This is a genomic window from Micromonospora sp. WMMD723, assembly GCF_049863385.1.
GTDB classification, from domain to species: domain Bacteria; phylum Actinomycetota; class Actinomycetes; order Mycobacteriales; family Micromonosporaceae; genus Micromonospora; species Micromonospora wenchangensis.
Genome location: NZ_JBMKNR010000001.1, coordinates 4,791,831 through 4,816,171, shown reverse-complemented (window position 1 = coordinate 4,816,171; position 24,341 = coordinate 4,791,831). Strand labels below are relative to the sequence as shown.

The window sequence follows — 24,341 nt, the reverse complement described above, 5'->3', positions numbered from 1 at the left end:
GTGTCCGCCTCTAGATCACGCCGCTGGTGCGCAGCTCGTCGATCTCCGCCGTCGTCAGGCCGACGACGGCGGCCAGGATCTCGTCGGTGTGCTCGCCGAGCTGCGGCCCGGTCCACTTGACCCGCCCCGGGGTGGTCGACAGCCGCGGTACGACGTTCTGCATGGGGAACTCGCCGAACTCGGGGTGCGCGACCCGGATGATCGCCTCGCGGGCGGCGAAGTGTTCGTCGCGTAGCATCTCCGGGGCCCGGTAGACCCGGCCCACCGGCACGTCGTGCGTCACCATCACCGCCATCAGCTGCTCGGTGTCGTGCTGCTCAGACCATTTCGCGATGATGCCGTCCAGCTCGGCCTGGTGGTGGCCCCGGGCGGCGTGGGTGGCGAAGCGCGGGTCGGTGCCCAGCTCCGTCATCTCCATGGCCGTCGCCAGCCGCCGGAACACGGTGTCCTGGTTGGCGGCGATGAGCACCAGCCCGTCGTCGCGGGTCGGATAGACGTTGGAGGGGGCGATGTTGGGCAGGATGGCACCGGTGCGCTCACGTACGTGACCGGCCAGGGCGTACTCGGGAAGCAGCGACTCCATCATCGCCAGCACCGCCTCGTAGATGGCGGAGTCGACGACCTGACCGTGGCCGGTCCGGTCACGCACCCGCAGCGCCAGCAGCGCGCCCAGCGCGGCGAAGGTGCCGGCCAGCGAGTCGCCGAGGCTGATGCCGACCCGGCTCGGTGGGGTGCGGGGGTCGCCGACGACGTACCGCAGGCCACCCATCGCCTCTCCGACCGAGCCGTAGCCGGGTCGCGCGGAGTAGGGGCCGTCCTGCCCGAAGCCGGAGACCTGGACCATGACCAGGCCGGGATTGTCCGCCGAGAGCTGCTCGTAGCCGAGTCCCCAGCGCTGCATCGTGCCGGGGCGGAAGTTCTCGACCACCACGTCGCACCGGGCGATCAACCGCCGGGCGACGGCCTGCCCCTCGGGTGTCCGCAGGTCGACGGTGACCGACTTCTTGTTGCGCGCCACGATCGGCCACCAGAGCGACTTGCCGTGCGGCTTCTCCTGACCCCAGTCGCGCATCGGGTCGCCCTGGCGCGGTGGCTCGCACTTGATCACTTCGGCACCGAAGTCGGCTAGCAGCTGGCCGCAGAAGGGGCCGGCGAGCAGGGAGCCGAACTCGACCACGCGCACGCCGTGAAGCGGTCCGTCGGGGTGCAAATCGCTGGACATGAACACCTCTCATAGCAACCGCCGAGTGGTTGTTGTATACAACAACTCAATCCCACTCGCTGTCAACAACGGTTTTTCCTAGTCGTGAACACAAGGGGGTACACAGTCGGACATTCGTGCATACAGAACAGTCGGGATCAGCCTGCGGCGATCACGACCTCCCGCCCAGTCGCCGGCCGAGCAGTCGCCCGAACGCCAGCGCCGGGGTCACCGCCATCCCGCCACAGAACGCGGCCCCGCTGGTGGCCCCCATCCCGAGGGCCTCCCCGACGGCGAACAACCCGGGCACCACACCGCCACCGGCCCGCCGGACCCGCAGGCCGGTGTCGACGTCCAACCCGCCGAAGCTGCACAGCAGCGCGGCCACCGACCGCACCGCGTAGAAGGGCGGTCGGCCGATCCGGTGGTCGAGGGCCCGCCGCCCCCACGGATCCTCGCCCCGGTCGACCGCCAGGTTGTACTCCCGCACCGTGCGCGTCAGCCCCTCCGGGTCGATCCCCGCCCGGCGGGCGAGACCCACGAGGTCGTCGGCGACCCAGGCGGTGTCCCCCGAGGCCGCCTCGGCCCGAAACCGCTCGGCGTCCCACGCGGGCACCAACGGCGCGCCCGCCACCACGCCGGCCTCGTCGCCGACGATCCAGAACTCGGCCCCGCGCTGCTCCTGCACGGCCCGCTCGTGGCGCGTGACGTCGTCGAGGTCCTCGGCGACGAACCGTTCCCCGGCCGCGTTCACCCATATCTCCCGGGGTGGACGCTCCGCCGGAGCGAGGCTCGCCAGCTCCGACCAGAAGTCCACCCGACCCGGCTGCGAGCGGCGTTCGAGCAGGCCGAGGCGGGGAGTGTGCAGGTCACCGAAGCGAACCTGGGCCCCCAGCGGCACCGCCATGTCGATCGCGGCACCCGTCGAGGTCGGGACCGCGTTGGTCACCAGGCGTGGTCCGCCCGGCGTCAGCGCGGCGAACAGGCCGGGATTGGCCCCGTAGCCGCCCGAGGCGAGGACCGTGACGCCCGCGCGCAGTTCCCGGGGCCCCTCGGGGGTGCGCACGACGGCACCGGTGACCGCCCCGCCCTCGCTGGTCAGGCATTCGGCGCGGCAACGCAGCCGCAGCCGGATCGTCCCCCGGGCGACCTGCTCGTCGAGCATGGGCCGCAGCGTCTCGCGGATCGACCGCCCGTGCCCGACCCCCCAGTACGTCCGGGGCCGGGAGTACGGCGAGTGCCCGTGGTAGACCACCGGCGTGCCGGGGGCGAACGGGAAGCCGTTGTCGTCCAACCAGTCGACGACCCCGGCGGCCTCGTCGACGGCGAGCCGGATGAGGGCAAGGTCGCCCTGCTGGTGTCCGATGCGCAGCACGTCGGCGTAGTGCCGGTCCGGGTCGTCGTCGATGCCCGCCCGCCGCTGCCGGCGGGTACCCGCAGCGCTCAGGTGCCCCGCCGACACCCGCAGCGTGCCGCCGATGTCGGCGTCCGCCTCGATCAGTTCGACCCGCAGCCCGGCCCGGGCGGCCTCGACCGCGCAGGGCAGGCCGGCGGTGCCGGCCCCGATGACCAGCACGTCGGCGTCCTCAGCCACGATGCCCCTCCGGGATCCCCGACGGCCGCCGGGGCGCTGGCCCCGGGCCGGTGACGAAGGACGACACCACCGAGGCGAACTCCTCCGGCACCCGCCACGGCAGCTGACCGGTGGTGTCGGTGAGCCGGACGGCCTTCGCGTCGGGACGGATCGTCAGCGCGAGCGCGTCGCAGTGGGCGAGCATGTCCCGTCCGGCGGTCAGCAGCAGCACCGGGCAGGGCAGGGTCCGCAACGGCTCCACCGGGTCGTACCCGAAGGCGGCCCGGTACGACCAGTTGTACCGGTCGAAGACCGACGCGATGTTCGCCACGGCGAGGTTGACCAGTTCCGGGGGACGTTCCCACAGCTGCGCGTACCGCGTCCAGAGGTGCCTCAGGTGACCACCGTCCGGATCGATCGGCCTGTCCGGTGCCCAGGAGGCACCCAGCTCCTCCCGTTCGGCCCGGTCGAGGACGAGTCCGGACAGGACCGCGTGGGTGACCCGACCGGGCGCCGCGAGGTGGGCGACCGCCAGAGCCAGGGAGGCGCCGGTGTGCTGACCGACGACGGCGAACGTCTCGATGCCCAACGAGTCGATCGCCCGCAGCAGCAGACGGGCGTAGCCGGGGATGTCCAGGGGGTGCGGGGGCGGGTCGGAGAGCCCGTAGCCGGGGGTGTCGAAGGCGTGGGCGCGCAGCGACCGACCGAGGGCGGGCATGGCCGGGGCGAAGACGTTGGAGGCCTGCGGCGACTCGTGGAACAGCACCACCGCGGGCCCCTGGACGCCGCTGGCCCGGTAGTGGATCTGCGCACCCTCCGGGCCGACGTATCCGCGCATGTCACGTCCCTCCTGGCTGGTCGGTCGGTGCGCCGGGTGACGGTCCGGGCCCGCCGGTCGACGGTGGCGCTGGCCGCTTGCGGGTGGCCCGCCGCTTCGGGACCGTGCTGCTCCCACCGGGATCGCCGGTGCCCACCGGGCCGGTCGGCTCGGGTGCAGCGGGTTCAGCCGGCGGGTCCGGCAGCTCGGCCGCGCTGGTGGCTGACGGTCGGTGCTCACCCGGGGCGGTGTGCCGGAAGAGATCCGTCGGTACGGCGGGTCGGCCGATGACGGTCGAGGTGAGCGACCCGCCGGTTGCCGTGACGGCCTGCCGGGCGCTCTCGGCCGCCGCCGTCACCGAGGCGATGTCACCGATGAACGACACCGTGACAAGACCGCCACCGATTCGACGCACGCCGATCACTGTCACTTCGGCAGCCTTCGTCATCGCGTCGACGGCGACGATCGCGACGGCCAGTCCCTGCGTCTCGACGACGCCGAGGGCACCCGCATCCCAGAGGTCCACGTCAGTCCTTTACGTAGTTGACCCATGTGTCGGTCTCCAGCCGGTCGACGATCGCGACGATGGTGGAGTCCACGGGCGCCTGGGTGGGTTGCCGATCGGCCAGCCGCGCGGCTCCACCGGTGGCGATGAGGACGACCTCTCCCCGACCGGCACCGACCGTGTCGACCGCGACGAACGGCTCCGCAGCGGGCGTCTCCCCCAGGGGCACGACGACGAGCAGCTTGGCTCCGGTCAGCGCGTCGGCCTTGACGGTGCTGACGACCGATCCGATCACCCGGGCGATGCGCACTCCGGATCACCTCGTTTCACTAGCGTCGTTTGGACCAGGGCTTGGTGTCGAAGGCCTGCCGGACGGCGTCCCGCGCCGAGTCGACCTCCGAGTGCAGGCCCGAGACCCACAGCCGGCCGAACTGACCGACCCCCCGGACATCCACGATCTTGATGTCCGCCGATTTCTCCACCTCGTTGCCGACGGCCGAGATGTAGGCCGCCGGCTCGCACTCGACGACGAGCATCGACTCACCGGCCACCAGCAGCGAACCCTTGCGGGAACGGTTCACCAGCTGCGCCTGGTAGGCGTCGATGTTGGAGATCATCTTGGCCGACACCAGTTCCGCCGGTCGCGCGTCCGCCTCGGTCATCGTGAGCAGGTCGAGGATGGTCCGGCCGGCCTGGTGGACCGCGTCCTGCGACACCGAGTGCAGTTCCGTCATCCCGTACTGCCGCTCGACGACCTGGGAACCGGGACGGACACCGGCGGCCTTGACGGCGGCGTCCACCAGCGCGTAGACGTCACTGCCCGGGGAGATCTCCAGATAGAGCTGGGACATCCCCTCGACGACGGGGTCCCCCGACATCACGCTACCGAGCAGGGCCGCCATCTGCGGTTGCAGCCGGTCCACGAACGCGTACGTCCGCAGTTCAACATTGCTGTGCGGCATGTCAGCGCCTGCCCACCAGCAGCGCCAGGGTGCCACTGCGTTGCCGCTCGCCGCTCTGCAACACCCGGCCGGTCGGGGCGGTGACCTCCTCGACGCACTCGCGCTTGCAGGACAGCTCCGAGCAGTCGCCGGTGAATCCCGCGTCCCGGGCGGCCTGGACGAGATCCATGTCCCGCATCGGGCCCCAGAAGGGCTCGTTGTTGTTCCAGGTGTCCCAGTCGATGAGGAACTGCACCAGCGGGTCCAGCCCCGCGTAGCCCGGGAAGTCGGCATGGATCATGATGCCGCCGGGGGCCAGCAGCCGGTGACACTCCTTCAGGACCGCGCGGACCGCGTCCGGTGGCATCTCGTGCAGCAGGATGTGTGAGACGACCAGGTCGAAGTGGCCCGAGGGGAACGTCGTCGCCTCGGCGTTCTGCTGCGAGAAGTGCACCTTCCTGCCGAGGGACTCCGCACGACCGTGGGCGTACCGGAGCAGGGCCGCGCCGACGTCGATGCCGTGCACCTCGGCGTCCGGGTAGGCCTCGACGTACGGCAGTGTCGAGTTGCCCACCCCGCATCCGACCTCCAGGATGCGGCGGGGACGGAAGTCCCGGTGCTCCTTCTTGAGGTAGTTGTTGACCACGGATTGGCCGTAGTCGTCGTTGAGCGCACCCATCTGGCCCATGGCGTACACGTAGACGCCCCGGTCGTAGAGGGCCCCGACGGTGAGGTCGTCCGGCGCGTACTCGCCCCGGTAGCCACCGGGCATGGCGTGGATGTCGATGCCCCAGAAGTACCAGGGCAGCGTGAAGGCGGGGTCGAGTTCGAGCGAGCCGAGCTTGCGCCCTGCGGCATCCGCCCGCGTCTTCAGGTCGTCGAGCTGGCGGGCGATGCTGTCCGACACCACGTTCCAGAGCAGATCCTGGCTCGCCCGGCGGACGGAGCTCCAGAGCTGGTAGTACGGCTCCGGTTCCATCGCCCGGCGCACCGTCTCCCGGTCCCGGGGCGCAACTCCCATCTCGCGCTGGTACCGGGGTGCCACGCGGTGCACGTACAGCTCCCGCACCCCGGGCGTCACGTCGGTGGAGATGTGCGACTTCAACGCCCGGACGAAGTTCTCCCGGGCGAGTTCGTCGTGGTTCTCCTGCGGCAACAGGCCGTGCCGCTGCTGTTGCTTCACTGTTCCTCCCCCACCTGCGTGAAGGCCCGTCGGATGACCTCCCGGTACGACTCCGGGGTCTCCTCCCGCACGATCTCCTCACGCCATTCGTAGAAGACCCGCAGCACGCGGGCGACGAAGGCCGCCGCCTCGGTGTCACGGACCTGCGCGTCCTGCGCGGAGACGGTGAAGTCGTCCACCGCGCCACGGTCCAGCACGCGCCGGTCGGCGAGCAGCTGTTCCAGCGTCATGACCCGCTCCCGGAGCACCCACACCTCGGACGAGAGGGTCACCAGCGTCGAGACGACGGCCTCCATGCCCGGCTCCGCGAAGAACTGGGGGCGTGCCCCCTTGGCCTTCTTGGGCAGCCGCTGCCCGGGCAGCGGCTGCGCCTGCTCCGGGCTGCCCACCCCGGGCCCACCGAACGCGCCGAGCGCCCGCAGGGTCTCGTTGGCGACCGTCGACGCGTCCGCATCCGGATTCGCCGACTGGACGGCGGCGGCGATGGTACGGATGGTCCGCTCCGCCTCCTGCGCACCCTCGCAGCCGCACGAGCAGCCGTCGGCGTCGTCGCATCCGCCCGTCGTCGCGCCCGGGTCGGCCACCGCCCTGTCGTCGTCGCGGGCCGATTCGGTCGGCGTCGTCGGCGCGTCCTGCCCGACGCGACGGATGTCGATGCCCAGGCCCCGGGCGATGTCCGCCGCGTGCGGCGAGATCAGGTCACGCGGGCCCAGCAGGATCTCGCGCGGCTCCTGCGATCGGGCGACGTCCTCTATATCGACAGCAGTCCATACCCGACTCATGTGTCAACTCCTTCGGTGAGCACGCGGCGGCCCCGATCAGGCCTTCGTTCCACCCCGGGTCGCCCCGGTCGGCAGGATCGCCTCGACCTCGCCGTGCGGACGCGGGATGACGTGCACGGAGACGACCTCACCGAGCCGGGAGGCGCTGGCCGCCCCGGCGTCCGTGGCGGCCTTCACCGCACCGACGTCACCCCGGACGACCACGGTGACCAGGCCACCGCCGACGTACTCGGTACCCACCAGGACCACGGTGGCAGCCTTGACCATCGCGTCGGCGGCCTCGATCGCCGCGACCAGACCACGGGTTTCGATCATGCCGAGCGCGGACATCTGCAGGTCAGCCATGACAGTTCTCCTTCGAGAGTTCGTCGACGGGCGGGTGCCCGTCGTGTCCCCAGGGCCGTACCGGCCCCGAAGCGGTGGTGGATCACCGCCCGGTCAACTGCCGGGCGATGTGATGCACGAACACCTCCAGCGGCGAGTGCGCCGCCGGCTCCGGCCGGGCGGTCGACCCGGCGGGTCGCCCGCCGCCCGGCCCCGCCTGCGCGGCGGTCGGTCGGACACGGGTGGGCACGGCAGGCGGGCCGGCGGTCGGCTCCTGCGACCGTGGCCCCCGCGACGGATCACGCGGGGCCGCCAGCCCGGTCTCGGTCAGGCAGCTGGCGGCCAGTTCCTCCAGCGTGCCGCCCCGGTTGAAGCGGGGCAGTTCCCCCCGACCGGCCGCCAACCGTGCCCGCAGCGCGCGGGTGCCGTCGAGGTCGACGGCGCCGCCGGTGAGGACCACCCCGTACCGTCGGGCGCCCTCGGCGGTGACCAGGCCCCGCTCGACGTCGTGTCGAACCAGTTCGGGGTCCCGTTCGAGCGGATCTCCCCAGCCGCCACCACCCCAGGTCACGAAGTGCAGGAGGTCACCGGGGCGCACGGCGAGCCGATCGCACTTGGCCGGCACGACCTGCCGCGAGTCGTCAGGCCGCTCCAGGATCTTGGTCCCCCGTCCGCCCGGTTCACCGCCGAGCACCCCCCAGGGCTTGGTGAACCAACGGTCGTCGTGGATCGACACCTCGCCCGGTTCGAGGAACCGGTAGCCGACCCGGATGCCGTTGCCGCCCCGGTGCAGGCCCGCACCCCCGGAGTCCGGAACCGACTCGTAGGCTTCGATCCGCAGCGGGTAGTACGCCTCCAGGTACTCGTTCGGCACGTTGGTGAACGAGGGCCACATCGAGTGTCCGTCGAAGCCGTCGCCCACGGGCCGGGCGGGAACGCCCCCGAAGCCGATCTGGTAGAGCTGGAACCAGGTGCCGGAGCGGTCCAGCCCGGAGTACATCAGGTGCGGGCTGGAGGAGAAGCCGGCGGCGGCGAGGAACTCCGGCTGACACTGCCCGAGCAGTCCGGCCAGGACGTCGAAGAGCCGGCCCAGCGCGTGGGTACGGCACGAGATGGCCGCCGGCCGCCGGGGCTTGAGCAGGCTCCCCTCCGGGATCCGGACGTCGACCAGGGGATAGAACCCGTCGTTGAACAGGATCATCGGGTCGACTGCCATGATCGTGTAGACCCCGAAGAACATCCGCAGGACGTTCTCGTTGAGCAGGAAGTTGATCGATCCCTCGGCCTGCTCGCTGGTCCCGGTGAAGTCGAGCACCACCCGGTCGCCGTCACGCCACAGGGTGCAGCGGATCCGGAACGGCCCCTGACCGCGCCCGTCGTCGTCGACGAAGTCCTCGAAGGTGACCGGCTGCTCCGGGACGACCTGGCGGAAGAGCTTCGCCATCGCCTGCCGGTTGCGCTCCAGCAGCAGGTCGAGCGTCGACAGGTAGGTGTCCGCGCCGAACCTGTCGCACAGCTCGCGGACCCGGGTCTCGGCGGTCCGGCAGGAGGCCAGCACCGCGTTCAGGTCCGCCCGGTTCCAGCTGGGCAGGCGTACCTGGTTCAGGATCGTGTCGAGGAGTTGCTGGTCGAGCGTGCCGCCCCGCAGCAGCTTCACCGGCGGGACGATCACCCCCTCCTCGTGGATCGACACCGCGTCGGTGGGGAGGCTGCCGGGCACCTTGCCCCCGACGTCGCTCATGTGGCCGAACATCGCCGCCCAGCCGACCAGCGACCCCTCGAAGTAGATCGGCAGCAGCACCAGCCAGTCGTTGGCGTGGCTGATGGCGCCCTCGCAGGCGTAGGGGTCGGAGGTGAAGAAGACGTCGCCCTCCTCGACGGTGCCGTCGTATCCGGACAGGAAGCCGTCGATGAACGAGCCGAACTGACCGGCGACCATCCGACCGTGCCGGTCGGCGATCAGCGGGAAGGCGTCGTGCTGCTCCCGGATGCCGGGCGACATCGCGGTCCGCAGGACCACGGCGTCCATCTCGAACCGGGCGTTGCGCAGCGCATTCTCGACGATGTCGAGCACCGCGGTCTCGACCCCGACCGGACCCTGCGGACGTGGGGTCTCGACGATGACCGCGCTCATCGCGCCACTCCCTCCTCGGCGGGCAGGATGAGCAGGTTGCCCAGCCTGTCGACACGCGCGACGCAGCCCGGCAGGACCAGGCTGGTCGAATCCATCTCGACGACGATCGCCGGCCCGGGCAGTTCGTTGCCGGCCCGCAACGCCGTCCGGTCGTAGAGCGACGCCTCCTGCCAACCACCGTCGACGTACACCTGCTGCCGGCCGATCACCGCCCGGGACGCGTCACGGTCGCCCTGCTCGATCTCGACGGGCTTGATCCGTTCGGCGTCCGAGACCCCCACCGCCCGGATGTTGACGATCTCGTGCTGCTCGTCGAGGGCGAAGCCGAACAGCCGCCGGTGCGCCTCGTCGAAGCCGTGGCGCAGCTTGGGAAGCAGCGCCTCCCGTCGGGACGAGCCGACGTCGACGGAGACCTCGAAGCCCTGACCGTGGTACCGGACGTCCGCCTCGTACCGGATGGTGCGGGCCTGCGCGGGCACCTCGGCCCGGTCGAACTCCGCGCCGATCCGGTCCGCCAGCTCGGCGAACTCGCGCCCGAGGTGCTCCTCGTCAAGGTCGTCGAGCGGGCGTACCAGAGACTTGTTCGCCTCTGCCCGGACCCCGGTCGAGGCGTCTCCGTAGGCGCAGAGCACCCCCGGCGACTGGGGGATCACCACCGGCCAGGATCCGAGGAGCTTCGCCAGGGCGTTGACGTGCAGTGGGCCGGCACCGCCGAAGCCGAACAACGCGAAGCGCCGCGGATCGTAACCGCGCTGCACCGAGACCAGCCTCAGCGCACCGAGCATGTTCTCGTTGACGATGTCGACGATCGCGGCGGCGGCGGCCTCCACGGACACCCCGAGCCGGGACGCGACGGAGCCTACCGCTGCGCGGGCCTTGTCGACGTCGAGCGGCATCGCACCGCCCAGCAACGCGTGCGGGAGGTAGCCGAGCACCACGTTCGCGTCGGTGACCGTGGGCAGCACGCCGCCCCGACCGTAGGTCGCCGGGCCGGGCAGGGCACCGGCGCTGGCCGGTCCGACCCGCAGCGCGCCGGTCAGCTCGGGCACGTGCGCGATCGAACCGCCACCGGCGCCGACCGTCTGCACGTCGATGGACGGGGCCCGGACGGCCAGGTCGGCCACCGTCGTCTCGCGTCGGATGACCGGGGTGCCGTTCTCGATCAGGGCGACGTCGGTGGAGGTGCCGCCCATGTCCAGGGTGAGCAGGTCCGGGTGGCCGGCCGCCGGCCCGAGGGCCACCGCCGCCGCCACCCCACCGGCGGGACCGCTCATCAGCAGGCTGACCGGGATGTCCTCGGCCCGTTCGAAGGTCATCAGACCGCCGTCGGAGCGGAGCACCCGGCGCTCACCGACCAGCCCCTCGGCGGTCAGTTTGACGCTCAGGTTGCGCAGGTAGGAGCCGACACCGGGGCGGACGTAGGCGTTGGCCACGGTGGTCAGCGTCCGCTCGTACTCGCCCAGCTCGGGCAGGACCCCGGCGGAGGTGGAGACCGGCAGGCCGGGTGCCTCGGCCAGGGCGATCTCGGCCGCCCGCAGTTCGTGGGCGGGGTTGGCGTAGGAGTTGACGAAGCCGATGGCGAGGGCGTCCACCCCCCGCTCGACGAGGTGGCGGACCGCATCGCGCACGGCCGCTTCGTCCAACGGTTCGATCTCCTCACCCCGGGCGTCCAGGCGGCCCCCGACCTCGCGGACGTCCTCCAGCGCGACCAGTTCGGCCGGCCGGTCCCAGACGATCCAGCCGCCGAGTCCGCCCGGCACGAAGGATCTCGCGATGTGCAGGACCTGTCGGTAGCCGACGGTCACCACCAGGCCCACCCGGGCCCCACGCCGTTCCAGCACCGCGTTGGTGGCGACTGTCGTTCCGTGCAGGAACTGGCGGACGTCCGCCGCACGGGCCGCGGCGTCCGCGAGCACCCGGGTCACGCCTTCGAGCACCCCGACGGACTGGTCCTGGGGCGTCGAGGGCACCTTCGTCCGGCGGGTCCTCCCGGTCGCCTCTTCGATCAGAAGAACGTCCGTGAACGTGCCACCGACATCAACGCCTAGTCGGTACATCAGTGAACATCCTGCTTTCTCGAGTGCCGGTTTCGTCGGATATTCCAGCTTCTCGGTGGGCGTCCGGCTGGTCGCCCGGATGGGCGGGTGTCCCCGTCACCGCGGTGGCGGGGACACCCGCCCGGGCTAGCCGATGGAGATGTCGTAGTAGTTGACGTGACCCTGGGAGTAGCTCACGAACCCGGTCACGCTCTTCTTGAACACGTAGTACTTCTGGGCGTCGACCAGTGGGACGGCCGGCATGTCGCCCACCATGAAGTCGTTGACCTGCTTGACCAACGCCTCCCGCTCGGCTCCCGGCTGGGTTTCGAGGATCTTGCGGGAGAGACCGTCGAGCGTCGGTGAGCTGTAGTTCTGCAGGTTGGTCAGACCACCGGTGGAGTAGAAGACCTGCAGGTAGTAGGCGGGGTCGGGGATCAGCGGCGTGCTGGTGGCCAGCCAGGTCTGCAGCTTGCCCTCGCGTTTGGCGGTGTCGAAGTCCGCACCGGACGCCACGTTGTTCAGCTTCACGTCGATGCCGACCCTGGCCAGTTGCGACCGCAGCAGCACGGCCACCTGCTCGCTGTGCGCGCCGACGTTGGCCGCGTTGTAGGCCAGTTCCATCGGGAACCCGTTGGGCAGGCCGGCCTCGGCCAACAGCTGCTTGGCCCGGTCGACGTCGGTGGTCAGGGGCTGACCCGCCGCCGGCGCGCCGAAGTCGTCGTGCATGAAGTCGGTCGAGGCCGCCGAGAAGCCCTGGTACGCGGAGTCGACGATCGCCTTGCGGTCGATGGCGTACGACAGGGCCTGGCGGACCCGCTTGTCGTCGAAGGGCTTGGCCTTGAGGTTCGGCACCAGCACGTCGATGTTCGGGTAGAGCACCCGTTCGAGTCGTACGTCGCCGTTGCTCTTCAACGACGAGAGCTGGTCGAAGGTCATCGCCGTGGCGACGTCGACCTGGCCGCTCTGGGCCAACTGGAGCCGGTTCGACGTGTCGGCGACCGCCCGCACCACCACGTCCTTGACCTTGGGCACACCCCGGAAGTAGTTCTGGTTGGCGGTGAGCCGGACCTCCTTGCCCGGGTCGAAGGACCGCACCTGGTAGGCGCCGAAGGTGGCGGTGTTCTCCCCCAGCCATTTGTAGGCGAACGGGTCGTCGGCGGTGGCGTGCTTCTTGGCCTCCACCGAGTCGTAGATCGTCATGAAGAACGTGCTCAGGATCGTGACGCTCACCGCGTTCGGCTTGGCCACGTTGATCGTGAACGTCTTGTCGTCGGTGACGGTGATCGGGTTGGCGATGTCCCAGCCACCGACCCCCATCAGGATCTTGGCGATCGGCACACCGGTGCTCTTGACCATGCGGTCGACCGACCACTTCACGTCCTCGGCGGTCAGGGTGTTGCCGAACTGGCTCTTGGCCTCACGGAGCGTGAAGGACATCTGCTTGCCGTCCTCGCTCAGCTTCCAGGACTCGGCGAGCTCGGGTTCTATCTGGTCAGGTGTCTGGAGTGTCGTCGCGCCGGCCTCGGGCTTCTTGAAGCGCACGAGCGTTCCGGCGGTGTTCGGTAGCAGGTCGATCGAAATGAATCCCTGGTAGCGCTCGGAGTCGAGACTCGACAGGACCCCGGGTGCGGCGATGGTCAGGGTCCGGCCGTTGCCGGCGTCAGACCTCTGCGCGTCGTTGCCGCCGCAGGCCGCGGAGGCAAGGCTCGCCACGGCGAGCACTGCCACGGCCCGCACCCGCACGGAACACGTCCCCATGCCGATACCTCCAATTGTGTGCAAGCTTGCTTTGTCCACCGCAACGAACCTGGTAAAGCGGATAACACGAGGGATGCTTGTATACAACTTGGTGTGTGTCAAGACTCTTCCCAGGTAGATCCCACCGACCTACGCCGCACGACGGGACACGAACCGACCGGCGTCCTGACGACCGACGAACCGGCCGCGACGGGCGACGAGTTCACCCCGGAGGTAGACCGCGTCGATCCGTCCGGGCACGTGCCACCGCTCGAACGGCGTGTAGTCGCAGTCCTGCGTCATCGTCTGCGCGAGCACCACCGAGGCCGCCTGCGGATCGATCACGACGAGGTCGGCGTCCGCACCCGGCCGGATCACGCCCTTGGTCGGGTACAGACCGAACCGGCGGGCCGGACCGGTCGACACCACGTCGACGAACCGCTCCAGGCTCAGCCGGCCGGACCGCACCCCGTGCCCGTACAGCAGCGGCACGCGGTGCTCGATCCCGGGCGCACCGTTGGGGATCCGCCTGAAGTCGTGCACACCCAGGGTCTTCTGTCCGGCCATGCAGAACGGGCAGTGATCCGAGCTGACCACCGCGAGGGTGCCCTCCCGCAGCCCGCGCCAGAGTTCCTCACGGTGTTCGCGACCGCGCAGCGGCGGACTGACCACGTACTTCGCCGCCTCGAAGCCGGGCCCGTGGTACAGACCCTCGTCGAGCAGCAGGTAGTGCGTACAGGTCTCACCCGAGATCGGGCGCCCCGCCGACTGGGCCTCGGCGACGGCGGTGACCGCACCTGCGGTGGACAGGTGCACGAAATACAGCGGGGCGTCCGCCATGTTCGCGAGCATGATGGCACGCCGAACCGCCTCCACCTCGGTCTCGGGCGGCCGGGACAGCAGGTGACCCAACGGTCCGGTCTTTCCCGCCCGGATGAGCCGCTCGGCCAGGACATCGATGACGTGACCGTTCTCGGCGTGCACGCAGAGCGTCGCGCCCAGCCGGCTCGCCTCGGTGAGGACCGTGAAGAGCTGCCCGTCGTCGAGCATGGCCAGGCCCTTGTACGCCATGAACACCTTGAAGCTGGTCACGCCGTCGGCGACCACCAGCGCCATGTCGGCCGCGAGATCCGGGTACGGCGACGTCACCGCCAGGTGGAAGCTGAAGTCGACGGCGGAGCGTCCGCCGGCGCGGCCCGCCCACCGGGCCAGCACCTCGGGCAGACGCTCCCCCGGCCGCTGGAACGCGTAGTCGACGTAGGTCGTGGTGCCACCCACCGCGGCGGCCCGACTCGCCGAGGCGTGGTCGTCCGAGGTGACGGCACCCATGAACGGCGTATCCATATGTGTATGCACATCGACGCCGCCGGGAATGATGATCTTCCCCCGCGCATCGAACGTCTCGACGTCCACCGATGGCGGAATCCCGCCGACCCTCTCGATGCGCCCCGACTCAATGAGCACGTCAGTGATGCGAGCGCCGTCCTCGACGACCACCGTCGCACCAACAAGACCGAACCTTCGCGGCATCTCTCCCCGATCTGAGTAGATGAGGAAACGCAGCTAGCAGGGCAACTCGGATGCTGGATCGTATACAAACCGTCAAGCCAGGCACAAGGAGAACATCCGCAGCGCGCAGGACCGGCGCCACCGTCCAGCCCGCCCGGCGGAACTGGTCCGACTGCGACGGCCACTGCGACGCGAGCCAGCGGCAACGCTTGCCATCGAAACCACAGTTGCATACAACAAGACACCTGTGGTTGCTCAGCACGATCACCGACCCGGCACAAAACCGCATCTACCTCATGATATGCCAGGCAAGCCTGGACGCGGCCAACAGAATTACATACAATCCGACCCCAACGTGAAGGAGGCTACCGTGGCGCACACCGGCAAGCGTCGAGTCATCATCGAAGGGGTGCCCCAACGGGTGTGGCGGGAGGACGGACTGCCCTTCGGCCTCCTCACCCGGCACATCAACGGCGACCCGCAGACCGGCGCGCAGACCCTCGTCGTCGACGTGCCGCCCGGCTGGAGCATGCCGGAGCACTGGAACGCCGCCGACCTCGAACTCCTGGTCCGTGCCGGCGACCTGACCGTCGCCGGCCGGCAGTGCGGGCGCGGGCGCTACCTGTTCCTGCCGTCCGGCACCGGCCTCGGTCCGATCTCGTCGGTGGGCGGCGCGAGCCTGATCTTCTGGAGCGACTCCCGGTTCGAGGTCCGCACGGGCGAGCCGCCCGCACCGACGAAACCGCTGAGCGAGATCGTCGACGTGTTCGACCCGGCGAACTGGTCGCCGGTGCAGGAGGCGTTCGCGGGCGTCACCGACACCAGCAGCCACGGCGACCTGGAGGTGCCCACCCAGTGCATCCGGCTGCGCAAGGTCGAGGACACCGGCAAGGACACCATCCTGTTCGTCCTGCCGCGCCGGTTCGCCAAGACCGCGCTGGAGTTCCACCACAGCACCGAGGAGATCTTCTTCCTCGACGGCTGGTGCGCCACCGACCCGGAGCACGTCTACCACGCCGGCGAGTACCTCTGCTGGGAGCCGGGAGTCATCCACGGCGTGGTCTCCGGCTGGGAGGCCATCTGCCTGTCCAAGCACCACGGCCCGCTCACCAGTCCCCAGATCCCGTTGGGTGCGACAAGCGTGGACGCCGAGCGGTGACGGCCCTGCCCGCCGGAGGCCGCCGGACAGCGGCCACCGACGCCGCTGCGGGCGCGCCGCGTCCGGGGTTCGTCATCCACCGCGACGACCTGGAGTACGAGTTGATCTCCAGCCTCAACCACAACGCGGAGGATGAGGGGTCGGTGCACCGCCTCGTCGACCGGCACCGGACAGGCGACCCCCGATGCGAGTTCCTCACCGGTGTCTACCGGATGGAGCCGGGCATGACGCACCCGCTGCACCTGCACGCCGCCTCGGCCGAGTTCTACTACGTCCTGTCCGGTACGGCACTGTTCACGCTCGCCGGCGAGCGGTTCGAGGCGGGGCCGGGCACCGCCATGTACATCCCCGCCGGTGTCAGCCACGCGATCAGGACCGGCGGCACGCACGGCATGGAACTGCTGTATTCCTTCAGCACCCCCGACCTACGAGGCATCGGCACCCGGTGGCTCTAGGCAGCACGCACGGCCGGCGGTCCGCCCACGTACACCCCGGTGGCAGCTGACGGTTCACCCGACCACGACACCCACCAGACAGCAGGACGAATCAGGCGACGTTGAGAGCGCCAGGCAACGAAGGAGAGTGCGGTGCGCAGCATCGAGCACTGGATCGGCGGGGCGTCCGTCGCCGGTAGCGAGTACACGACGGTGTACCAACCCGCGACCGGCGAGCCCCAGGCACAGGTCGCCGTCGGCGACCGCTCCGAGGTCGACCGCGCCGTCGCGGCGGCGGTGACGGCCCACCGGTCGTGGGGCGAGATGTCGCTGTCCCGGCGGACCAAGGTGCTGTTCCGGATGCGGGACCTGGTGGAACGGCACGAGAGCGACCTGGCCCGGCTGATCACCGCGGAGCACGGTAAGACGGTCGAGGACGCGCGCGGCGAGGTGATCCGGGGTCGCGAGGTGGTCGAGTACGCCTGCGGCATCCCGGAACTGCTCAAGGGTGCCTACTCCGACCAGGTCTCCACCGGCGTGGACTCGTACTCCCTGCGGGCGCCGCTCGGGGTGTGCGCGGGAATCACACCGTTCAACTTCCCCGTCATGGTGCCGATGTGGATGCACCCGATCTCCATCGCCTGCGGCAACACGTTCGTGCTCAAGCCGAGTGAGCGGGACCCGTCCGCGTCGAACCTCGTCGCCCAGCTGTACGCCGACGCCGGCCTGCCGGACGGGGTGTTCAACGTGGTGCACGGCGGCAAGGCCGCCGTGGACGCGCTGCTCGACCACCCGGACATCGCTGCCGTGTCCTTCGTCGGCTCCACCCCGATCGCACGGTACGTGCACGAACGCGCCGCCTCCTCCGGCAAGCGGGTCCAGGCGCTGGGCGGGGCGAAGAACCACGCCGTGGTGCTGCCCGACGCCGACCTGTCCGACGCCGCACGCCAGATCACCTCGGCGGCGTACGGCTCGGCCGGGCAACGGTGCATGGCGATCTCCGCCGTGGTAGCGGTCGGATCGGCCGGTGACGAGCTGATCGAGCTGCTCGACAAGGAGGTCGCCGCGATCGTGGTGGGTCCCGGCGACCACGACGCCTCCCAGATGGGTCCGCTGGTCACCCGCGAGGCGCGTGAGCGGGTCATCACCGCCGTCGACGAGGCGGAACGGGCCGGGGCGACCCTGGTCGTCGACGGCCGGGGGCTGCGGGTCGACGGCCACGAAGGCGGATACTTCGTCGGACCGTGCCTGCTGGACCGGGTCACCCCCGGGATGTCCGCATATCAACAGGAGGTCTTCGGCCCGGTGCTGGTCGTGCTGCGGGCGGACACCCTGGACGAGGCCATCGAGATCATCAACTCCAACCCGTACGGCAACGGCACCGCGCTGTTCACCGCAAACGGGGCATCGGCCCGCCGGTTCGTCAGGGGCGTCACGGTGGGCATGATCGGTGTGAACGTCCCGCTGCCGGTCCCCATGGCCTACCACTCCTTCGGCGGATGGAAGGCGTCGCTCTTCGGCGACACCCACATCCACGGCCCGGAGGGGGTGGCGTTCAACACCCGGGGCAAGGTCGTCACCAGTCGGTGGCCGGCCCGGGCCGAGACGTCCCCCTCGGACCTCCGCTTCCCCACCGCCACCTGACATCCCTTCCCCTCACACCCACATCGCACAGCGCAATCGACGCCTGACCGGGAGGCCAGAGTCATCCTTCGCGGGTCGCCTGCGACACCAGCGTGCGGTCGGAGGGATCACGGTGGCGCGGTGGCAGGAGTCGGGTGGCGTCGACGGCGGCGAGCGGCTCGTTCGTGCCGGCGCTACGGGCGTGGCCAGCGGGAGCCGGTCGTCGTCGGGCTCGGTCACCGGTGGCAGTGGTGTGGGTAACCGCGGACGCCGTCAGTGGGGCACGCCGGTCGGAAACTCCTCGACCCCCAGCACGCGCAGCAGCTCAAGCCGCTCCCGGGCCTCGGCGTCGGCCGGGGTCAGCACCAGCAGTTGCTGGCCGAGGTCGGGGGTGACCAGGGTTTCGCAGTCCATCGTGATGCGGCCCACGCGCGGGTGGATGAACGTCTTGCGGTCGGCCCGGCGTACCGCCACCTCGTGCTCGGCCCACAGCCGCCGGAAGTCCTCGCTGGCCGTCCGTAACCGGTCGATCAGGCCGGTCACGGTCGGGTCGCCGGCCCGCCGGCCGGCCACCGCGCGCAGGTCGGCGACCTGCTGGCGGGCGTGCCGCTGCCACTCCCCCGGGTCGTGCAGGTCGCGGACGGTCGGGTCGGTGAAGTAGCGGTAGGGGACGTAGCGGCGGTCGCCGGTCAGCCCGGTGTGGTCTCCGCTGAGCAGGACCGACATGCGGTTCTGCGCCAGGACCTCGCCGAGGTCGGACAGGACCATGGCGGGGGTGTCGCCCACCAGGTCGAGCAGCCGGACCAGGCCGGCCCGGGCCAGGCGGGCGGTGCCCTCGGCGGGCGGCGGCTGGTGGCCGGCGAGGTGGAACAGGTGGTTGCGCTCGTCGTCGGTCAGGCGCAGGGCGCGGGCCAGGGCACCGAGCAGCTGGGTGGACGGCTGGCTGCTGCGGCCCTGTTCGAGACGGACGACGTAGTCGACGGACATGCCGGCGAGCATGGCGACCTCCTCGCGGCGCAGGCCGGCGGTGCGGCGGCGGGGGCCGTCGGGGATGCCGACCTCGGCGGGGCGGATGGCCTCGCGCCGACGCCGCAGGAAGTCGGCGAGCTGCTCACGCTGCATGCCTCCATGCTGCCCGCCGGGGCTGGCACCGAGCCAGGGAGTGGCGCTCCCACGATGAGCGCTCCGCTGCCGGCGGGCCGGGAAGTGGCGCAGGGTGGAGCCGGGATCGACCGACGAGGGAGAGTTTCGATGCAGACACGCAGGTTGGGTGACACGGGTCCCACGGTTTCCGCGGTGGGGCTGGGGGCGATGAGCATGTCGGGCACGTACGGCCCGGCCGATCGTGGGGAGAGCATCGCCACCGTACGGGCCGCGCTGGACGCGGGGGTCACGCTGGTGGACACGGGCGACTTCTACGGCATGGGGCACAACGAGCTGCTGTTGTCGGAGGCGTTGCGGGGACGCGACCGGGACAGCTATCTGCTGAGTGTGAAGTTCGGGCAGCAGGTGGGGCCGGGCATGCGGTTCGCCGGTCAGGACTCCCGCCCGGATTCGGTGCGCAACTTCCTGAACTACTCGCTGACCCGGCTCGGCGTCGACCACGTGGACATCTACCGGCCGGCCCGGCTCGACCGGTCGGTGCCGATCGAGGACACGGTCGGCGCGATCAAGGACATGATCGACGCCGGTTACGTGCGGTACGTGGGGCTGTCCGAGGTCGACGCGCAGACCGTCAGGCGGGCGCACGCCGTACACCCGGTTGCCGATCTCCAGATCGAGTACTCGCTGCTGTCGCGGGCGGTCGAGGCCGACGTGCTGCCCACGCTGCGGGAGCTGGGCATCGGGCTGACCGCGTACGGGGTGCTGGGCCGTGGCCTGCTCTCCGGCAACTGGGTGCCGGGGCGGGCGGACGATCCGCGTAACCACGCTCCCCGCTTCTCCGCCGGGAACGTGTCACACAACCTCGCCCTGGTGGAGGCGTTGCGCCGGGTCGCCGACGCGAAGGGGTGCACGGTGGCGCAGTTGGCGGTCGCGTGGGTGGCGGCGCAGGACCCGTCCATCGTTCCGCTCGTCGGTGCGCGTACCCGGCAGCGGCTGGCCGAGGCGTTGCCGGCGCTGGACGTGGAACTGTCGGCCGGTGATCTCGAAGAGATCGAGGCGGCCGTGCCGAAGGGCGCCGCGCGCGGTGACCGCTACCCGGCGGCGTTCATGGCGAGCCTCGGCGTCGGCAACTAGCGCCTCGGCACGCCGCCGTGAACGGCCGGTTCGGACCGGCCACGAGATCCCGGGTCGGGCAGCGCGCGACGGACGGCCACGACGTGACCGCCCTGCGGCGAGGCACCGGCCGGGGTCGCCGGTCGACGGCCCCGACGCCCTGAGATACGATACGGCACGTGGCGTATCGGAATGGAGAGTCTCCAGCGGCCCGCGGCCGACCGCGCGATGCCGACCTTGAGCGTCGGATCACCGCGGCCGTACTCGAAATCCTCGCCGAGGACGGGTACGAGGACGTGACCTTCGAAGCGGTGGCTCGACGCTGCCAGACGTCGAAGGCCAGCCTGTACCGGCGCTGGGGAGCCAAGCGGGACATGGTCATCGCCGCGGTGAAGGCAGGGCCCGCCCGGCACTCGACGTCCCCGCCACCGCAGGGGGCGACCCTGCGCGAGGACCTCCTGATCCTGGCCCGACGGCTGGAGGGCACGATGGCCGCCGCCGACATCGGCACCGCGTTGATGCTGCTCCAGGCCGGGCTGAAAGACCCCGAACTGTGCGACGCCATCGAGAGCTCCGCGGGACCCACGGGGGCCAGACTGCCGCAGGCGGTCATCGACGCCGCGGTCGCTCGCGGCGAACTGCCCACCGGGGCGAGCCCGTTCGCCTTCGACGAGGTCGTCGGGTCGGTGCTGCTGCTCCGGCACGCGAACGGCCTTGCGGTCGACGACGCCTACCTGTCCGCACTCGTGGACACCGTGATCATCCCTGCGCTCGTCGCCTCCGCCACCAGCGTCACCACGTTGCCCGCCGGCCTCTTCTCCGGCCATCCCGAAACCCGCGCCACCAACCGACCCCAGGAGGACCAGTGACCACACCATTTGTGATCGACAACTTCACCTACCGCACGATCGCCGGCGACACCGGCGTCGACCTCAACGTCGCCGTCGGCGGCCAGGGGCCGGCCGTCGTGCTGCTCCACGGTTTTCCGCAGACCCACTACATGTGGCGACACGTCGCCGGGAAGCTCGCGACCGACCACACCGTCATCGTCCCCGACCTGCGCGGCTACGGAGCCAGCGGCAAGCCCGTCGCCGACGACCCGGGCACCTACGCCAAGCGCACGATGGGCAACGACGTGATCGCCATCACCGGTCAGCTCGGCTTCGACCGCTTCGGGCTCATCGGCCACGACCGCGGTGCTCTCGTCGCCGTCCGCGCCGGGCTCGACCACCCCGAGGCGGTGCGCTACCTCGGCATCCTCGACGTCCTGCCGACCCTGGACACGTGGGCCGTCCTGCAGGGCGTCAACGCCAAGGTCGCCTGGCACCTCTACCTCATGGCCCAGCCGGCCGGCCTGCCCGAGAAGATGATCGCCGCCGTCGGTCCCGAGTTCTTCGGCTCCTTCCTCGACGCATGGGACCCCACCGGCACCACCTTCACTTCCGACGAGCGCGACCACTACGTCGACAGCTCCGTCGCCGCGATCGACTCGATCGTGGCCGACTACCGCGCGACGGCCAGCATCGACCTCGACATGGACATCGCCGACCGTGAACGCGGCGCACACCTCACGATGCCCGTCGGTGTCATCTCCCAGGACTGGGGCTCCCAACTCGGCTTCGACGCCTCCGCGCTCTGGCGCGCGTGGGCCCCGGACCTCACCTACCAGGCCACCGACAGCGGACACTTCATGGCCGAGGAGAACCCCGACGAGATCGTCACGTTCATCACCGCGCTGGCCAGGCGCGCTCCCGCCACCGGGCACCGGAACGAGGAATGAGACCTGTCCCGGGGGTCGAGTCGCCCGCCCGGCCGTACGAAAACCGACGCCAACGCCTCACACCACTGCGACAAGGCTGCCGCTCGTTGATCAGCGGCCCGTCCAGCAACTGAGTTCCATGCCGTCCTCGACCGGGAAGTCGATGCTGACGTAGCCGTTGGCCGGGTCGCGGACGTAGGCCAGGTAATCGCTCATCGACTCGAACGTGGAGTCGTCGCCGACGACCAGGGCGCCCGGGGCGAGCCGGTCCTCGATCAGGCGCAGGACGGGCAGGCACATCTCCTTCCAGCCGTCGAGCAGCGCCAGACCGATCGGGCCGCCGACCGCGCCGAGAGTGGTCAGCGCGTCGCCCTCGAGCACGGTCACCAGGTCACTGAACCCGGCCTCCTCGATGGTGGCGCGGGCCGCCCTCACCTTGGTCGCACTGAGCTCGGTCGTCGTGACGTGCCCGATCCCGTTGTCGCGCACGGCCGCGGCGAGGTAGAGCGTCGAGATCCCGTACGAGGTGCCGAACTCGACCACCGTCTGCGGTCGGGCCGCGCGGACCAGGGCGTAGAGCAGGTCGCCGCCGCGGGCCGAGATCGGCATGTAGATGTCTTCGAGCAGATCGGAACGTTCCTGGGGGGTGGCCGTGGGGGCGGGCCGACCCGGCGAGCGCTCATCGTCGCGCTCGGCCTCGGTGAACAGCCGGGCGATCAGGTCGCGGACCGCAGGGTCGTGCAGTGTCGTCGTCATGAGCATTAGACTAGACGCAACGTTGCGTCTAGGAAAGTGGCGGGTCTTGTAGCGTCTCCGAAGACGTGGATCTCACGGGAAAGGCACCTCACGGGAAGGAGCGCCCGATGCATCGCGGCAACCGGCACGGCCGCAGCGAGGCGGCCCGCGAGGCCGTGCTCCGGGCGGCGGACGACCTCGTCGCCGAGATCGGCTACGCCAGGGTCACCATCGAGGGCATCGCCGCCCGGGCCGGCGTCGCCAAGCAGACGATCTACCGGTGGTGGCGTTCCAAGACCGACATCCTGGTCGACGCGTTCACCGCCGACAGCGTCCAGGAGCTGACGCTGCCCGACACCGGTGCCTTCCGCACCGACCTGCGCGCCCACCTCGACGAACTGGTCCGCTTCCTGGAGGTGTCCGACTCGGGGGCGGTGTTCCGGGCCCTGGCCGGCCAGGCCCAACACGATCCCGACCTGGCCGCCCGGCTACGCGCAGAGGTCCTGCCACAGCTGCGCGCCCGCGACCGCATGCCGTTCGACCGGGCAGCGGCACGCGGCGAACTACCCGCCGACACCGACGTCGACCTCCTCGTCGACCAGGTGGTCGGGCCGATCCACTTCCGGGTACTGGTGACCGGCGAACCGGTGACACCCGCACTGCTGGACGCGCTGGTCACCAGGGCGGCCCAGCAACCACCGCGCGCGGCAGCCACCTAGAAGCGGCCCGCCGCACCGGCTGTCGGGGACCGGGCTCTCATCAGCGCCACGATCGCTCGGCTGCGAGCCGCGTACGGCCTCCACCCCACGGCGGTTGCCAGACCCCGGGCACTGACCATGATTCGAATCGCCTGCCTCCAGGCACGCCAAGGCGACGTTGCCAGTGCGCTCCAGTCGGCACGAGCCGGTTCAGCCGACGCGGACGGCGTGCACTCCAGCCGGCTACAGGACGACCTTCGCGTCCTCCACAGGGCTTTCGAATCCGTCGCTGTAGAGCCCGCTCTCCAAGACGAGCTGGCAGCGATGCGCGCCCACTCGGCCGACGTGCCGAGTAGCAGATCTAGAAGCCTGTCCAGCCAGCCGGAGCCGACCCGTCGCGCAATGTGATCAGCCGATGCGTCAACTGTCGCTGTCGCTGCGCATCAGTGTCCGCCGACTGCGCCAACCACAACGTCATCCGCAACATGCGGATCTGCCGAAGTGCCGGCCACGCAGGGCCCAGGCGGACGTCATACCCGTAGGTCTCCGCAGACGTCGCGTACCCGTGCTCGGTGAACCATCCGCACTCGTAGTAGAGAGCGCTGAGGGTCGGATCCCACTCCGGTGGTCCGACACGCACGGCCTCCGGGTCCACGAATGCCCACCGACCACCGGAAGTCATGAGAAGGTTCTCCATGTGCGCGTCGCCGTGCAGCACCGTCTCCCCGAGCGCAAACGTCGTCTGCTCCCACTGTGCCGCGAGATGTTCGCGCTGCTCCCGCAGAAACGTCCGGTCCCTCACACCCAGAGCGGCAGCCCTGTCCAACTGCTCACCGAGCTTGGCAAACGGCGACAGGCGGGGGGCAGCAGCCCTGACGGCCGGGAGACGCCGTGTAGTTGGCGTAGACAGTCAGCAAGTGTCACCAGGTCAGCTGCGCGACCGTCCATCACGTCGGTCGTGCTCGAAGACC

23 protein-coding genes are annotated in these 24,341 nt (G+C 70.5%); 7 read left to right on the top strand and 16 right to left on the bottom strand.

The features are described 5' to 3' along the window. Window positions 1-10: 10 nt before the first annotated feature. The 13 genes from ACN261_RS21065 to hydA form a co-directional block, all read right to left on the bottom strand. Window positions 11-1,183: a CaiB/BaiF CoA transferase family protein gene (locus ACN261_RS21065; protein WP_302742537.1), complete on the bottom strand. Its 1,173-nt coding sequence runs from the start codon at window positions 1,181-1,183 to the stop codon at window positions 11-13. Between the two features lie 190 nt (window positions 1,184-1,373). Then, a complete protein-coding gene (locus ACN261_RS21060) occupies window positions 1,374-2,795 on the bottom strand; it encodes an FAD-dependent oxidoreductase (protein ID WP_421481386.1) in 1,422 nt (473 codons plus the stop codon). Beyond that, window positions 2,788-3,612 carry an alpha/beta fold hydrolase gene (locus tag ACN261_RS21055; RefSeq protein WP_302742533.1) on the bottom strand — a complete coding sequence of 275 codons (825 nt, stop codon included), beginning with the start codon at window positions 3,610-3,612 and terminating at the stop codon, window positions 2,788-2,790. Before ACN261_RS21055 ends, ACN261_RS21060 begins: the two co-directional genes overlap by 8 nt. A gap of 1 nt (window position 3,613) precedes the next feature. Next, window positions 3,614-4,117, bottom strand: coding sequence for a BMC domain-containing protein (locus tag ACN261_RS21050; protein ID WP_421481385.1), 504 nt, complete (start codon window positions 4,115-4,117; stop codon window positions 3,614-3,616). 1 nt (window position 4,118) lies between these two features. Continuing rightward, entirely contained in the window at window positions 4,119-4,406 is a 288-nt protein-coding gene (locus tag ACN261_RS21045) for a EutN/CcmL family microcompartment protein (protein ID WP_145919059.1), read from the bottom strand. Window positions 4,407-4,425: 19 nt separating this feature from the next. Then, on the bottom strand, window positions 4,426-5,058 hold the full coding sequence (locus ACN261_RS21040) for a hypothetical protein (protein WP_302742527.1): 633 nt from the start codon (window positions 5,056-5,058) through the stop codon (window positions 4,426-4,428). 1 nt (window position 5,059) lies between these two features. Further along, a complete protein-coding gene (locus ACN261_RS21035) occupies window positions 5,060-6,220 on the bottom strand; it encodes a class I SAM-dependent methyltransferase (protein ID WP_302742525.1) in 1,161 nt (386 codons plus the stop codon). Continuing rightward, complete coding sequence (locus ACN261_RS21030; RefSeq protein ID WP_302742524.1) at window positions 6,217-7,002, bottom strand: hypothetical protein; 786 nt, start codon at window positions 7,000-7,002, stop codon at window positions 6,217-6,219. The genes ACN261_RS21035 and ACN261_RS21030 overlap by 4 nt, the downstream gene beginning before the upstream one ends. 36 nt (window positions 7,003-7,038) lie before the next feature. After that, window positions 7,039-7,338: an ethanolamine utilization microcompartment protein EutM gene (gene eutM / locus ACN261_RS21025; protein ID WP_117230296.1), complete on the bottom strand. Its 300-nt coding sequence runs from the start codon at window positions 7,336-7,338 to the stop codon at window positions 7,039-7,041. A gap of 91 nt (window positions 7,339-7,429) precedes the next feature. After that, window positions 7,430-9,460 carry a hydantoinase B/oxoprolinase family protein gene (locus tag ACN261_RS21020; protein WP_302742522.1) on the bottom strand — a complete coding sequence of 677 codons (2,031 nt, stop codon included), beginning with the start codon at window positions 9,458-9,460 and terminating at the stop codon, window positions 7,430-7,432. Beyond that, the gene (locus tag ACN261_RS21015; protein ID WP_302742521.1) at window positions 9,457-11,517 is read right to left on the bottom strand and encodes a hydantoinase/oxoprolinase family protein; all 2,061 of its coding nucleotides are present in this window, start codon (window positions 11,515-11,517) and stop codon (window positions 9,457-9,459) included. Before ACN261_RS21015 ends, ACN261_RS21020 begins: the two co-directional genes overlap by 4 nt. Window positions 11,518-11,643: 126 nt before the next feature. Beyond that, entirely contained in the window at window positions 11,644-13,257 is a 1,614-nt protein-coding gene (locus ACN261_RS21010; RefSeq protein ID WP_421481384.1) for an ABC transporter substrate-binding protein, read from the bottom strand. A 129-nt stretch (window positions 13,258-13,386) separates the two neighbouring features. Further along, window positions 13,387-14,733 (bottom strand): dihydropyrimidinase, encoded by a 1,347-nt coding sequence (gene hydA / locus ACN261_RS21005; RefSeq protein ID WP_425851717.1) that lies wholly within the window; start codon window positions 14,731-14,733, stop codon window positions 13,387-13,389. Between the two features lie 367 nt (window positions 14,734-15,100). On the opposite strand from hydA, the gene ACN261_RS21000 reads away from it, so the two are divergent. The 3 genes from ACN261_RS21000 to ACN261_RS20990 all read left to right on the top strand — a co-directional run bounded on the left by ACN261_RS21000 (window position 15,101) and on the right by ACN261_RS20990 (window position 17,982). Next, window positions 15,101-15,904 (top strand): hypothetical protein, encoded by an 804-nt coding sequence (locus tag ACN261_RS21000; RefSeq protein WP_421481382.1) that lies wholly within the window; start codon window positions 15,101-15,103, stop codon window positions 15,902-15,904. Beyond that, window positions 15,901-16,359, top strand: a complete 459-nt coding sequence (locus ACN261_RS20995; RefSeq protein WP_302742517.1) for a dimethylsulfonioproprionate lyase family protein — start codon at window positions 15,901-15,903, stop codon at window positions 16,357-16,359. The genes ACN261_RS21000 and ACN261_RS20995 overlap by 4 nt, the downstream gene beginning before the upstream one ends. Before the next feature lie 132 nt (window positions 16,360-16,491). Continuing rightward, the gene (locus ACN261_RS20990) at window positions 16,492-17,982 is read left to right on the top strand and encodes a CoA-acylating methylmalonate-semialdehyde dehydrogenase (RefSeq protein ID WP_421481381.1); all 1,491 of its coding nucleotides are present in this window, start codon (window positions 16,492-16,494) and stop codon (window positions 17,980-17,982) included. Window positions 17,983-18,234: 252 nt separating this feature from the next. Here the strand turns inward: ACN261_RS20990 and ACN261_RS20985 are convergent, their stop codons facing one another. Then, the gene (locus ACN261_RS20985; RefSeq protein WP_425851715.1) at window positions 18,235-19,083 is read right to left on the bottom strand and encodes a helix-turn-helix transcriptional regulator; all 849 of its coding nucleotides are present in this window, start codon (window positions 19,081-19,083) and stop codon (window positions 18,235-18,237) included. Between the two features lie 129 nt (window positions 19,084-19,212). Here ACN261_RS20985 and ACN261_RS20980 point away from each other — a divergent pair, with 129 nt between their 5' ends. The 3 genes from ACN261_RS20980 to ACN261_RS20970 all read left to right on the top strand — a co-directional run bounded on the left by ACN261_RS20980 (window position 19,213) and on the right by ACN261_RS20970 (window position 21,958). Continuing rightward, window positions 19,213-20,199, top strand: a complete 987-nt coding sequence (locus tag ACN261_RS20980; protein ID WP_425851713.1) for an aldo/keto reductase — start codon at window positions 19,213-19,215, stop codon at window positions 20,197-20,199. 158 nt (window positions 20,200-20,357) lie between these two features. Next, complete coding sequence (locus ACN261_RS20975; protein ID WP_421481378.1) at window positions 20,358-21,047, top strand: TetR/AcrR family transcriptional regulator; 690 nt, start codon at window positions 20,358-20,360, stop codon at window positions 21,045-21,047. Then, complete coding sequence (locus tag ACN261_RS20970; RefSeq protein WP_421481377.1) at window positions 21,044-21,958, top strand: alpha/beta fold hydrolase; 915 nt, start codon at window positions 21,044-21,046, stop codon at window positions 21,956-21,958. The genes ACN261_RS20975 and ACN261_RS20970 overlap by 4 nt, the downstream gene beginning before the upstream one ends. 90 nt (window positions 21,959-22,048) lie before the next feature. On the opposite strand, the gene ACN261_RS20965 is transcribed toward ACN261_RS20970, so the two are convergent. Further along, window positions 22,049-22,693, bottom strand: coding sequence for an O-methyltransferase (locus ACN261_RS20965; protein WP_421481376.1), 645 nt, complete (start codon window positions 22,691-22,693; stop codon window positions 22,049-22,051). A 107-nt stretch (window positions 22,694-22,800) separates the two neighbouring features. On the opposite strand from ACN261_RS20965, the gene ACN261_RS20960 reads away from it, so the two are divergent. Further along, entirely contained in the window at window positions 22,801-23,391 is a 591-nt protein-coding gene (locus tag ACN261_RS20960; protein ID WP_302742505.1) for a TetR/AcrR family transcriptional regulator, read from the top strand. Between the two features lie 340 nt (window positions 23,392-23,731). Here the strand turns inward: ACN261_RS20960 and ACN261_RS20955 are convergent, their stop codons facing one another. Next, window positions 23,732-24,172, bottom strand: a complete 441-nt coding sequence (locus ACN261_RS20955) for a phosphotransferase family protein (RefSeq protein ID WP_425853635.1) — start codon at window positions 24,170-24,172, stop codon at window positions 23,732-23,734. Window positions 24,173-24,341 lie beyond the last annotated feature (169 nt).